Raw genomic sequence first — 12196 nt, forward strand, 5'->3', positions numbered from 1 at the left:
TAAGGCAGCAAAAAGGTGTTTAATATGTCTATCATTATGGCGTGAGGCCCTTTATTGAAAAGGCATTGACTTCTTTTTCCAGTGCTCACCGCAATCAAGATTTGACAGGAGGAGACTTGTATTCATAGCCTCCGCTTTTTGGAAATTTGATCCAACACCATATATTGTGGTTGTAAAGATTCAATATCCTCTGCATTCAATCAAACTTATTACATTAAACCTCCCATCTCCAGGCAATCACCCTATTCCAATACAAACATACTTGATCCGGGTTCTTGGAATCTGCCATATTCACAACTGCCCCTGACAAGCGACCTTTTTGGGAATCCTGAATTAGTTTCAATTCTGCTTTACAATTTAAATTTGGGAATATACTGATATGCAGGGCTTGATAATCTGGGGCGTTTGGATGTGGCGGAGCTTTGAGGGGTGAACTCTGGTGGAATTGGATCTCATCCTGAAAGACATGGTGCGAAAGTATAATAGGATAGCAGAAAAATGGGCAAAAGAAGACCTTTATCAGAATTATCGGATTGCAAGGATATTTAATGATGTCTCAGCAGCTTGTGAATTAAGAATGGTTGTGCCGGCCAATGGCCAAATTAATGCTTTACGATCGAATTACAGCTATGCAATGATCTCTGGAAAACCCCGGTGCTTCTGAAACTGTGACATGGAGATTGAAAATCGGAAAGCAGAGCCCAGGCCGGAAATTCGTGGAGATATTACCCGGACTTATTTTCACATGAACGATACTTACCTGGGCCGTGGGATTATCAGTAAAAAAAATTAAAAGCTGTTTCAGGCTTGGGCCAAGCAAGATCCAGTAGATGCTTGGGAGCGGTAACAGTGTAGGCGGATTGAAAAATTGCAGGGGAATCGGAATAGGTTTGTGGATTGATAAATCTAAAAAGCCACCTGTTTTAGTATGACAAATATCATGGAGACACTATGAATATTTCAGATGAAATCATCAAGAGAGTCCACAACCTTACCCTTGATCAACAAAAAGATCTTCTTGACCATCTTAAAGACCTTCAAAAAGGACAACAAAGAGAATATCCACGCCTACCGGACAAAATGAATATTGATGCTGTGGTGGATGACAAGGTTATCCAGAGCTATACTCGGGATATCAGTGCATGTGGCGTGTATATCAACACAGCAGGTACCGTTGAAATGGGCAAAGATGCTATGGTTGTTTTTACAATTCCAGACGCAGATATCACCTTAAAATTGAACCTAAAAGTTGCAAGCCCTTACTGGAGCCCTGAGAGTATAGGCCAAGGGGCACCCTCAGCCGGATTTTTGAGCTAAGGGGGAGCAATTTTTTAGAAAATCTTGCCTGCATCGGCTATGCGGGTATGTTTTTTTTTGCTACCTGTGCCTATCCATAGCCCTTACAAGCAACACTCAGACGCACGTGTTCATTGACGCTTCCTCCTTCTATGTTTTTTTGTGCTGGTGGATCTGTCAGTCAAAATCCAATTGCATTATGGATTCTTCCAACTGCTGCCATCTGTCCTTGTAAAAATAGTTCTTTGACAATCGCACGATCCACTGCCGGCTCCGGGTCATTAATCGTGCCGGAACATGGATCAGGCACATTCGAATGGTGTTTGGTTCTTCATTGAAACCATCTTCATTATTCAGCCACATCATCCAAACCAACAGATTGTATGCCAGAATGGAAGTTTGAAAGATGGCCGAGTTTGCCCAAAATTCCTGCGTCAAGATACTACCCGATGACATTTGATTTTTGCACCACTCAATCCAGTTCTCGCTCGTGGCTCGTTTCCCATATCTTTTATGGGTTGCCCAAGGGCTAAGCTTTAAATTTGAAATATAGCAAAAATAATCATAATCATATTTTTTTGATTCGAACAGGGCATCTTCTTCGATTATAACTTCCGTTAATAGCCTTACAGCAACAAAGGTCCTGGGTTTTGACCATCCTGAGCATTTATATTCGAATTGAGTGCTTTCATATCCTGGTCTACGCGCAATCTTTCGCCAGGACTGCTTTTCCAAAAGGGTGGTGAGTCCCCTAAGATTGACCTTGATTAAATATTGGCAGCTTTTTGACTCAAGCAGGTCCAGAAGTGCTCCATCAAAAAAAGCGCTATCAGCTCGAACAAATACTTTCCAAACCCGCTTGGGCAACTTGGCAAAACATTCCTTCATAAATTCAACACTGCCATTGGCAGAATAGGCACTCCCAGTACGGAACCAATTATGAAGGCACTCTCTGTTTTCTGCAACAAAGCACAGTAGGGGATGATAACTTCGCTGACCTTTTTTCCTTGAGTTGTACCCTTTGGCCGCTCCTTCCTGGGTGCCATACACCCCTCGAACAGATGAGTCCATATCAAGGGTGACTTTCCCAAACCATTTCTTGTTCCACACTTTATTCCTGGCGACCGATTCAGCATCGGATAATTCCTTGCAATGGTTCTGGGTAAAAAGTTTAAAAATACGCCCGAAGGAGGTGCTGACAGGAAAATTGTCCCATTTAAAAAGGGCACGGATAACCTCGTCAGTCCTGAGAATTGCCATATGACTCATATGTTTGACCCCGACCAGGACACCAAAAGCGAGCATCATCACCACATCGCTCACCTGGTAGTCTGCGTTGGGCGCACGTTCGATGGTGAGATGGTTGGTCAATATTTTTGGAAGGCCTAACTTTTCCGCGAACCTGCCAAGATTGATCAGCCCTGCGTTGCCCGTAAGGTTTTTTTCAGTAAATTGTGTATGAAACTTCCTCATCATATCGGTGCCCTCCATAAAGTGATGACTTATAGGGCTATAGTACTGTATTTATGACAATTATAGAAGCTTTTTACTCAAAAAAACCATATATCGCTTGCATTGTTTAGGTTGAAAGGAACCGTTGTTAGAGTGGAAGAAAATGGAATTGCTATTAAATTTGAGAAAATGAGCACCTATTCCAAGAAAATGATCAATGAGCAGCTTTTGAAGATAAAGTCTGATAGCGATAAATTCTGATTAAACAGAGAATATGGGAGGAATAGAAAATGGCTAAGCAAACAGTATTTGTAAATACTTTTACCAATGGGGTGATAGGGCCGAGTGCAAAAATGGTAGGGCCGGTAGTCGATGGTGGATTTATCGTTGCCCAAACAGCGGCAGGCTGTTGGGGACCGATGATTACACCTGAACTTCATGGTGGGCATGAAGTGGCTTCTCCTGTTTTAGTTGAGAATGCTGAAGTAGGAGATGCAATTGCTATTAGGTTAATATCAATAGCGGTTACTTCTGACGTTACTACATCTGGTAATGATATTTCTGACCCTGAAAGATGCGTTGGTGACCCTTACGTAGCGGGGAAGTGCCCAAATTGTGGCACGATTAATCCGCCGACAGAAGTAGTTGGTATTGGCGAGGATTGTGTCGTATGTAAAATATGTGGGAAACCTTGCTCACCATTTAAATTTTCTAATGGATGTACAATAGCCTTTGATAAAGCTAAAACAATAGGACTAACACTTAACGAAGAAGCAACCAAAAAGACCGCAAGTAATGCTAAGCATTATATGCATACTCCTGATAATTCCATTCAAAATCCAGCAGTAGCTATGCAACCACACGATATCCCAGGTGTTGTTGCTAGGTAAGCGCTCAATAAACCGCATCTTGTCAGCCCATGCTCGTTATGAGATTTTAGGAGGGCCTGAGAGTTGGGACGGTGTCAGATACTGTGGCAACAAGGCTTTATAATCTGCCTCAGTCATGGCCTGGGGAAGATTTTCAAAAAGGAAGCGAAGATACCAATATGGCTCAAGGCCATTTGCTTTGGCAGTTTCAATAAGGCTGTAGATTCCTGCACTGGCGGTTGCTCCCTCTGGTGCTCCCGAAAATAACCAATTTTTTCGACCTATCGTAAAGGGCCTGATGCTGTTTTCAGCCATATTGTTGTCAGGGGTTACATGACTCGTTTCGACATATACAATGAGTCTGTGCCACTGATTTAAGGCGTAGCCAATAGCTTTTCCCAATAAACTTTTGGGTGGAACCTCTTCAATTTTGACATCCAGCCAGCGTTTGAATTCATCCAGTACCGGTTTGGCCTTTGCCTGTCGTTCCTGGACAAGGTCTTCACCGGTTAACTCGATCAGTTTAGCTTCTTTTTCAATTCTATAGAGCTTCCGGATGTATTTCAGCGCCTGGTCGGCAGCACCAGCTCTGGGTTTGCCATTCTTATTTGTTCCACCAGCCTTAACGACATCCATGAATTTACGGCGTGCATGTGCCCAGCACCCCATGTGAGAGATATTTGACTCATTATCCAGAAAGCCATAGCCAGAATACCCATCTGTCTGAACAACACCTGTATATCCCTGCAAAAAAGCAACAGCAGCATCACCTGCACGGGTGGGGTGGTATTCAAAAAGGAGACCGGGATGCTCATGGGACCCTCCTCGGAATACCCACATATAGGATTTAGTTGTGTTCTTTTTTCCAGGTTCGTTGAGAACCTGGACCGGAGTCTCGTCAATCTGGATTAATGGTCCCGAAAGGATTTCGTTTTTAAGTATTGCAAAAAGAATTTCACAACTTTCGCATATTTTTTGTGCCCAGTTGCACATGGTTAGAATTTGCAACCTAAAATTGACCCCCCTTTCTAACTGAAAATTGACCCCCCTGATGACAAGAAACAGTATGGGGTCATACTGAAGATTATAAGTTTTTATCCCTTGGTATTATGCCATGCCAGCGTCGCAACGGCTGATTGAAATATGAGGGCAGGATGTTTCCAATGCACTGCCCTTTCATGCTTTAGTCCGTTAGGCGTTAAATCCCGGGGGATTGGGGGCTGGCCCCCAAATCTAATCGGATAGAATTCCCTTGTCTTTGCGTTAGTTTTATCCCATTTTTCCTTTTAAACTCAGTGAGTCTTTCAGCCTGAAGCTGTCCCAGACGCATTGAATAATATGGGCCCTGTGGGTGATCCGATCCAGCAGGGCGGATGTCAAATTGGGATCGCCAAAGATTTGGGTCCAGTCAGCAAATCCAAGATTGGTGGTTATGATGATAGATTTTTTTTCATGTCGTTCAGTCAGAACCTGAAAAAGCAGCTGGGACCCTTCTACTGTGAAAGGTACGTACCCTAGTTCGTCTAGAATCAAGAGATCATAGCGGGCATAACGGCTCAGCACACGCTTTAAGCACTTGTCATCCCGGGCCTCCACCAGGTCATTCACAATACCGCATCCCGTGACAAATCGCGTTTTATAGCCTTTCCGGCAGGCCTCGATCCCTAAAGCAGTTGCCAGGTGGGTCTTACCAGTTCCGCTTCTACCCAGAAAAATTGCATTCTGCTTTTTTTCTATAAACTCACATGTGGAAAGCGTCTTCACCAGACTGGCATCCAAGTCCGGAGCCTTTTCAAAATCAAAGGTCTCCATGGGCTTCATCAAAGGGAATTTGGACTCCTTGATTCTTCGTTTGAGGCTGTTTTCTGCCCTGATCCTTACCTCTGTTTCCGTTAAATTAAGCAGAAACTCTTCATGGCTTTGTTGATTCTCACGGGCATCCCTGAGGTGGGATGATAGTTCTCTCAGCATGGCTGCCAATTTTAAATCTTTCAAATTTTGCTTAATGCGAATGTCGACACCAGGATTCATTGTAGACCTCCCAGTTCCCCATAAACGGTCATATCGGGTGCTGGTAAGCGCTCCCACTGAACCAGGGGTTTTATCTCTGCCTCATCCGTTTTCGGGTAAGAAAGAAGCGATTTTACCCCGTCACTTGTGCTGAGGTTGGCTTTCAATGCCTTTTCCACAGCATCTTGAACATCAGCCTTTGAATAAACCCTGTAAAACATCAGGACTGATATGAAATCCTTAACCCCCGTGGTTTGCCCCTGCTTTTCACAAAAGCGTTCAAGCAGGTTTCCATGGCTTTCCGGCCACTCTTTTCGCCATTGTTTGATTGGTCTGGCGGACTCAAATGCCTGTGGTCTCCGCTGGATCAGGTCAAGGTAGTGGTCTGGGGTCAAGCACCACTGATTGTTGTTGTATAGGCGTTCATGCGCTGCAATCAGCTTGTTGTCCCAATAGATTTCAACCTTCTCTGCGAACAGGAGTACCTTAAGCTTGAGTTGTGCATATTCGGTGGGCACTGAATACCGATTCTTGTCCACGATCACCGTTGAATATTTATCTGACTTGCCATCCGAGATCACAATATTGCTAAACGCTTCTGGGGGAAGGGAGAGCAGTTTTTCCTTCTCTTGTGCAAACAACTCATCCACTTTACCTGGCCTGTTTTTTATTCTGTGGTCCCCATAGGCAAGGCATTCAGTCAGGATCGCCTCGTTTAACTCCTCCAAGCTCTGAGCTTCAGGAACCGGGACCATATAGTTGCGCCGGGAAAATCCTACGATTCCTTCGACACCGCCTTTTTCATGTCCTGCCGCCACATTGCAGAAACGAGGTTCAAAACTGTAATAGGCATGAAATTTGGAAAAACCTTCCTGCTCGATACGCTTTTTCCCTTTCAGAACTTTCTGGACTGCGGTGGTAAGGTTGTCGTAAATCAGAACAGGAAACACACCGCCAAAGTAGCTGAACGCCTTTACGTGGGCATCAAAAAATGCCTGCTGCCTTTCACATGGGTAAAGGCGAACAAAATGCTTACCTGAATATTTTGAGCGCATACAAAAAAATTTTATCTTGGTCTGGATCCCGTCAAGGATGACATGGGCTGTACCCCAATCCACCTCCGCTTCCCCCGTATTATCAATTTCAAGGGGAATGAAAGCCCTTTGTTTACCGATGCCTATTCGCAGTTTCGCTTCACGGACATAACGGCAAACAGTTGAAAATCCTCCTGCATACCCATGCTCTTTTTTTAAACGCTGGGCGATTCGTGTGGCAGTGTGGCGCTGTTTGGGAGGACGGTCTGTATCCTCCTTCAACAATCTGTCTATGATTGTCAGATACGGGCCCAAAACAGGATAGGGCTGCAGCTGCCTTGACTTGTAATTGCTGTATTCTCCTTTTAACGCCCTCCTGATGGTGTTCCGTGAGTGGCCGGTCTCTCTCGATATCTGCTTGATTGATTTGCCATAAATCCTGTGTGCTGTCCGGATATAGTCATATTGCGACACCTTTAACATCCTCCCTGTTACCTCTCCAGTCTGATAGGTCAATAATCAGACCCTTATAGCACTGGAAAGTGGTTTTGTGGGGGGTCACTTTTCGGTTAGAAATTCCCCTCCAGGGGGGTCAATTTTAGGTTAGCAAAACTACATGGTTGCCCTGGAGATCTTTACCCCGATTCTCAGAAATTGCTTTTCCTGACGATAAAAGGGTAACGCATCGACAAATTTGGCAGTTATGACAAAGGCAATCAGGCCCGGCGTTCCAATACATTTGGGAATAATTTGTTCAGGGAGCCGCGCAATGGCAACTGTGGGACCATCGCTTTCAACCCCTTCACACTTTTTACAGGCATATTTAGGACGGACGTTGCGGATGACCTGGATCTTTGAAGGAACAATATCGAGTTGCTCAGATACTTCTTCTCCAATGCATGTTTTCAAACAACCGCATTTACAAAGCTTTTCGGCCTCATCTATATCATGGATAACCTCTATCCGGGGAAGGTCCTCAGGGATGGGCTTGCGTCCACGCTTTTTACGTTTGTGCTCTGGAACAACAATTTCATCATCCTCTTCCGACTCTTCTACTATCGGAAAATCTTCTTCCGGTAGATCGAACAGAGAGAGTTGTTTATCGTCAACTGGCTTCTTTTCACTTTTACGGCCAAATAGTTTGTCTTTAAGGCAACGAATTTGTTCATTAAGGATGTCGATTTCAGATAAATATTCTTTTTCCTTTCTTAAGTAGGAATCGATAATTTTCTGTAATTCATTAACCTTTTCAGAGGCTATGTCGGCTTCGATAATCATGCGCACAACATAGCATAAAGAGCTGAAATTTTAAACCTTTATTATCAATAAAGTGTCGAATATTTCAAGGAATTGTGGGCCTCTTTCTGATGAATATTGAGGCCATCCATCAACCAGGTGAGTTCACGTTTCTCAATGGTCATGATCTCCTCTTTGGAAGTTGGCCATTTAAAGAAATGTTTCTCCAGCCTTTTGTGCCACAGGCAGAAACCATTCCTGTCCCAATAAAGGATTTTAATCATATTGCGTTTTCGATTGCAAAAAACAAACAGATGGCCGGAAAAGGGGTCAAGTTCCAGATGTTCACTTACCAGGATCGACAAACCGTCAATGGATTTACGCATGTCGGTAATGCCCATGGCCAGGTAGACCCGAATGTTGGATGAGGTCAAAAACATCACATTCCCTTTAAGGTCAAAATAACTTTCTCAAGAGTCACCGGTGAAAAATCATCCAGAACTTCAATGGTAAATTCAGAGTTCATAGTGATTCGAAGAGAAGGATTGCCAGTTTGCTGAAACAGCCGAGTTGATTTAACAGGCACTGAAGGAATCTGAACAAATTCCAAAGGTAAATTTTCTTTGCGAAACCTACGTTTCCAGTATCTGAAACGGGGTATATTTAAATCGTTTCTTCTGCAATATTCCGCCTGGCTTAATCCTGATGGGGACCAGGACGCTATATGGGACTTCCAAAACTGTTTACGTTCATCATCAGAAATCGATTGCTCTATCGTATCCTGCACCTGTAAAGTTCCCGTCATAATTGAATAAGCCTCCTGTAGTGTGAAAGTTGGCTTAATATGCCACGGGTGGGCAGGCTTTAAAAGATGGGGTTTATAGAGCGCTTACGTTGCTAGAATGCAACCGTTTGTTGGTCAGTTAGGTACTGTGCCTGCAGTCGATAGACCGGATTCCCATAATGCCGGTGATTTTGGTGCTTTCCTAGTTGGAGCACCTCATGAGTTTGGTATAAAAGATTATGAAGAGTTGCAAGCTACAGATGGTCACATGGATATAGCCAGAGCAAGGCAAGGTGCAATTATTATTGCGCCAGTTCGTGTTAAAGGCGGCGGGGTTTACGTCGGTGATATGCATGCTATGCAAGGCGATGGTGAAATTGCTGGACATACCACAGATGTATCTGGAGTTGTTACAATGCAAGTAACCGTTCTTAAAGGTTTAAACATTGAAGGACCAATAATTATACCGATTTATGAAGACTTACCTCATTTGGCAAGACCATTATCCAAGAAAGAGAAAGCTATTGCTAAAGTAGAATCAGAGAAGTGGAACGTTCCGATTGAGGAATCTGCACCACTTGCATTTGTTGGTAGTGGTAAGACTTTAAACCACGCCGTTGAAGTTGCACTCCATAGAGCTGGAAAGCTTTTAGGCATGACCGTGCCGGAAGTAATGAATAGATGTACAATCACGGGTAACATAGAAATAGGAAGAGCACCAGGTGTTGTTACCGCAACGTTTAGAGTACCGGTTGATAAGTTAAAAGAATTAGGCTTGTATGAGTTGGTTGCTGAGCAGTACAATCTACTGAAATAAGCTAATGGTAAAGAGACCTCCGGGAGCTACTGCTTGGAGGTCTTTCTTATGTCAGATTCCCCATTTTTTCGGGCAACTCTATGCCTTCAGAATAATACCAAGGTGGAGGGGATATTCCTCCCGGATTGCGTCCCCTCCTCCTTCTCAATCCATTAACAACTTTCGGTTCAAATGAACCGAATGTGTTAGTGGTGTCATTAGCAGGTAAAGGTACCGGTTACCCCCCCATTTGAAACCTATCGTACTCCATTAAATTTTGAATTAAGATTTTCTATTGACATACATAGCCTGCTATGCAATATACATAGCAGGCTATGTGTTTATTGTGTGAAATTTAATTTTTTATACCGATGGAGAAGAAAAATGAATCAGTTAAAAGAAAAATCTTTAGGATTTACCTTGCACTACACCACGCGTATGGCCATGGCGCTTCTCCAGGAAAGGATAAAACGCCATAATGTGGCAGTTGGGCAATTCCCCATACTTGCCCATTTATGGGAAGAGCAGGGGATCACCCAGAAAGCCCTTTGTGATCTTATCCGTGTTGAACAACCCACCCTTGCAAACACGTTAAAACGGATGGAGCGGGATGGATTAATAAAACGGGTCCCGGATAAAGAGGATAAAAGGCAATGGCGGATTTATATGACACAAAGAGCGTTGGATATTAAGGACGCACTGCAGGAGGCATCCCGCAGTGTAAATGAGATTATTAACGGAGGAATGAATGAAACCGAACAAAAAGAGTTCATGCGCCTGATCGGGATTATCACCTCAACCCTTGAAAATGAATTGTCAAAGGAATGTCAGTAAAGATGAATAAAACAATTAATATCAATATGAATAAGTGTGACGGTGATGGCGGCTGTTTAAACTATTGTCCAAACCAAGTTTTTGAACTTAGAAAAATAACAGCAAATGAATATGATTCCCTGAAATTCTTGGGCAAATTCAAAACAATGATCAAAGGACGTGTGAAATCCTTTGCCGTCAATTCTGAAAATTGTGTGGAATGTGGCCTGTGCATCCAACAATGCCATGAACGAGCGATTCAATTCGTTTAATTCTTCCTAAACAAATCAATTAAGAATAAAAGAGAAAAAACAATGAAAACTCAATTTTTTACACTGTCAACAATAGCAGCTCTCCTTATTTCAGCAAGTGCAGCTTATGCACAAAATGATGTAAACCAAAGCCCAAAAGTTTATCAGATTGAAACCAGGCTGGACGAGTATACGCGTCCAACAACATTTACCCCTACAAAAGCTATACCTGTAAATGGTGCTATTTCTGAAAATATTGTTACTACTACTCAGAACATCCTCAACAAAGAGGCACATTTTCTTAAGAAAGGTCTCGTGAAACCTGTTGGCGAGAAGCAATTCAGCGCATGGGAGCTTGTAAGTGATGAGGGTGGTTCGGGACATAGTCAAACAGCACCAAACCCTTTGACCTATTATGCGGCTGGAGCTTCTTCAAGCTTATTGACCCAGGTTGAAAGATTAATAAAAATATTGGCATTAGACGTTGAAGAGGTAAAAGTAGAATCAAAAATCTTTTTCAGATGGTTAGATCCGATGAGTGACAACTGGTCTGGTTATACAGATAAAGTTATCTCTAACATTCTCATTAAAAGTAGTGAATCACCTGAAAAGATAAAACAATTAGAAGAGAAAGCGATTAAAGCGTGGGCGGTTGGTGAAGGATTAGCAAATAAAACGACAATTGATGTAGGGATCCTTATCAATGGGGATGATTGGGCCGGGCTGAAAGCCCGTCCTGGCAAAGTAGCGTCACCGATATCCATCGATAATGGCCGCACTATCACCAATGTAACTCCTGATCTGAACCTGCAAACAGTAGAAATTGAAAAAGATCTTGGTCTGGATATGGGTCACTTCCCTAATCCGTTTACATTTAGTGAAATATCCCTAGCAGAATCTGCACATGATGCCACGCGTCCATACCTGCATAAAATAAGAGCGAAATCCTTGACTGAAAATTACCAGACCTGGGAGCTATTTACCGATGACAGCCGTGGATATGAGGGTATGGACAAAGCACCTACATCAAGAGATTATTTTACCGTGGGCACTTCGTTTTGCCTGATGAGTCAGCTTACAGCAAATAAAATGTACTTCCAGAAACAGGGCATCAATATCGATGATTTCAGAGTTGAACACCAGTTTAATTATCAACAGGATAATTTCATGACCCCGACAATGACTGGTCACCTTGACCATGTCATCACCAGAGTCATCGTAAAAAGTGATGCAGCAAAAGAGGCACTGACGGATTATGCAAAACAAGCCCTTCGCATGTGTTTTGCTGGTGAGGGTGTTCAAAATGAGACAGAGATGGAATCAAATGTCTACCTCAATGGAACGATTGTCAAATAATTTTAAATGACAAATCTGTCAAGCATTCAGGCAGAAGATATCCAATTCTGTCTGAATGCTTACCACCACCGTAAGGGAAAAAATAGTCAAAAAGATGAAGACGGGATGCATAACCAGATGGGTCAGATGAAATGCATGCTCTGCCATGAAGACCATACATAAGAGGGTTATACAACTTGCTTTGATCAGCAGTTGGCTAAAATAACCGAAATTATTGTCTTGGTACAGGTCAATATGGGCGGGTGCTCCTATTTTGTGGCTATTGCTATGATAGCTTTAAAACCCGTACAGGGCTTTTC

12 protein-coding genes and 1 pseudogene are annotated in these 12196 nt (G+C 43.1%); 6 read left to right on the plus strand and 7 right to left on the minus strand.

Annotated features, from left to right (window positions below):
- The first annotated feature begins 951 nt into the window (after window positions 1-951).
- Window positions 952-1317, plus strand: coding sequence for a PilZ domain-containing protein (locus tag HRM2_RS19460; protein WP_015905747.1), 366 nt, complete (start codon window positions 952-954; stop codon window positions 1315-1317).
- Between the two features lie 156 nt (window positions 1318-1473).
- Here the strand turns inward: HRM2_RS19460 and HRM2_RS19465 are convergent, their stop codons facing one another.
- On the minus strand, window positions 1474-2772 hold the full coding sequence (locus tag HRM2_RS19465; RefSeq protein ID WP_015905748.1) for an IS1380-like element ISDau1 family transposase: 1299 nt from the start codon (window positions 2770-2772) through the stop codon (window positions 1474-1476).
- 266 nt (window positions 2773-3038) lie between these two features.
- On the opposite strand from HRM2_RS19465, the gene HRM2_RS19470 reads away from it, so the two are divergent.
- Complete coding sequence (locus HRM2_RS19470; protein WP_041274153.1) at window positions 3039-3638, plus strand: acetamidase/formamidase family protein; 600 nt, start codon at window positions 3039-3041, stop codon at window positions 3636-3638.
- Between the two features lie 36 nt (window positions 3639-3674).
- On the opposite strand, the gene tnpC is transcribed toward HRM2_RS19470, so the two are convergent.
- From tnpC to tnpA, 6 genes and pseudogenes are all read right to left on the minus strand, one after another.
- Window positions 3675-4715, minus strand: coding sequence for an IS66 family transposase (tnpC, locus tag HRM2_RS19475; RefSeq protein ID WP_408605358.1), 1041 nt, complete (start codon window positions 4713-4715; stop codon window positions 3675-3677).
- Window positions 4716-4886: 171 nt separating this feature from the next.
- Window positions 4887-5648: an IS21-like element helper ATPase IstB gene (gene istB, locus HRM2_RS19480; RefSeq protein WP_015905750.1), complete on the minus strand. Its 762-nt coding sequence runs from the start codon at window positions 5646-5648 to the stop codon at window positions 4887-4889.
- Window positions 5645-7144: an IS21 family transposase gene (gene istA, locus HRM2_RS19485; RefSeq protein WP_015905751.1), complete on the minus strand. Its 1500-nt coding sequence runs from the start codon at window positions 7142-7144 to the stop codon at window positions 5645-5647. Before istA ends, istB begins: the two co-directional genes overlap by 4 nt.
- A 132-nt stretch (window positions 7145-7276) precedes the next feature.
- Window positions 7277-7939: pseudogene (locus HRM2_RS19490) on the minus strand (transposase); the annotation flags it as partial.
- 44 nt (window positions 7940-7983) lie between these two features.
- Window positions 7984-8337 (minus strand): IS66 family insertion sequence element accessory protein TnpB, encoded by a 354-nt coding sequence (tnpB, locus tag HRM2_RS19495; protein WP_015905753.1) that lies wholly within the window; start codon window positions 8335-8337, stop codon window positions 7984-7986.
- A complete protein-coding gene (gene tnpA / locus HRM2_RS19500; RefSeq protein ID WP_041272989.1) occupies window positions 8337-8702 on the minus strand; it encodes an IS66 family insertion sequence element accessory protein TnpA in 366 nt (121 codons plus the stop codon). Before tnpA ends, tnpB begins: the two co-directional genes overlap by 1 nt.
- Window positions 8703-8799: 97 nt before the next feature.
- On the opposite strand from tnpA, the gene HRM2_RS19505 reads away from it, so the two are divergent.
- From HRM2_RS19505 to HRM2_RS19520, 4 genes are all read left to right on the plus strand, one after another.
- On the plus strand, window positions 8800-9498 hold the full coding sequence (locus HRM2_RS19505; protein WP_015905754.1) for an acetamidase/formamidase family protein: 699 nt from the start codon (window positions 8800-8802) through the stop codon (window positions 9496-9498).
- Window positions 9499-9861: 363 nt separating this feature from the next.
- Entirely contained in the window at window positions 9862-10311 is a 450-nt protein-coding gene (locus HRM2_RS19510) for a MarR family winged helix-turn-helix transcriptional regulator (RefSeq protein WP_015905755.1), read from the plus strand.
- 2 nt (window positions 10312-10313) lie between these two features.
- A complete protein-coding gene (locus HRM2_RS19515) occupies window positions 10314-10562 on the plus strand; it encodes a 4Fe-4S dicluster domain-containing protein (protein WP_015905756.1) in 249 nt (82 codons plus the stop codon).
- 42 nt (window positions 10563-10604) lie between these two features.
- On the plus strand, window positions 10605-11897 hold the full coding sequence (locus tag HRM2_RS19520) for an OsmC family protein (RefSeq protein WP_015905757.1): 1293 nt from the start codon (window positions 10605-10607) through the stop codon (window positions 11895-11897).
- The last annotated feature ends 299 nt before the right edge of the window (window positions 11898-12196 follow it).

Source organism: Desulforapulum autotrophicum HRM2 (assembly GCF_000020365.1).
Classification (GTDB): Bacteria; Desulfobacterota; Desulfobacteria; order Desulfobacterales; family Desulfobacteraceae; genus Desulforapulum; species Desulforapulum autotrophicum.

Coding starts and splice junctions, on each gene's coding strand:
- HRM2_RS19460 (WP_015905747.1), top strand. CDS start 952: ATGAATATTTCAGATGAAATCATCAAGAGAGTCCACAACCTTACCCTT.
- HRM2_RS19465 (WP_015905748.1), bottom strand. CDS start 2,772: ATGATGAGGAAGTTTCATACACAATTTACTGAAAAAAACCTTACGGGC.
- HRM2_RS19470 (WP_041274153.1), top strand. CDS start 3,039: ATGGCTAAGCAAACAGTATTTGTAAATACTTTTACCAATGGGGTGATA.
- istB (WP_015905750.1), bottom strand. CDS start 5,648: ATGAATCCTGGTGTCGACATTCGCATTAAGCAAAATTTGAAAGATTTA.
- istA (WP_015905751.1), bottom strand. CDS start 7,144: ATGTTAAAGGTGTCGCAATATGACTATATCCGGACAGCACACAGGATT.
- tnpB (WP_015905753.1), bottom strand. CDS start 8,337: ATGTTTTTGACCTCATCCAACATTCGGGTCTACCTGGCCATGGGCATT.
- tnpA (WP_041272989.1), bottom strand. CDS start 8,702: ATGACGGGAACTTTACAGGTGCAGGATACGATAGAGCAATCGATTTCT.
- HRM2_RS19505 (WP_015905754.1), top strand. CDS start 8,800: ATGCAACCGTTTGTTGGTCAGTTAGGTACTGTGCCTGCAGTCGATAGA.
- HRM2_RS19510 (WP_015905755.1), top strand. CDS start 9,862: ATGAATCAGTTAAAAGAAAAATCTTTAGGATTTACCTTGCACTACACC.
- HRM2_RS19515 (WP_015905756.1), top strand. CDS start 10,314: ATGAATAAAACAATTAATATCAATATGAATAAGTGTGACGGTGATGGC.
- HRM2_RS19520 (WP_015905757.1), top strand. CDS start 10,605: ATGAAAACTCAATTTTTTACACTGTCAACAATAGCAGCTCTCCTTATT.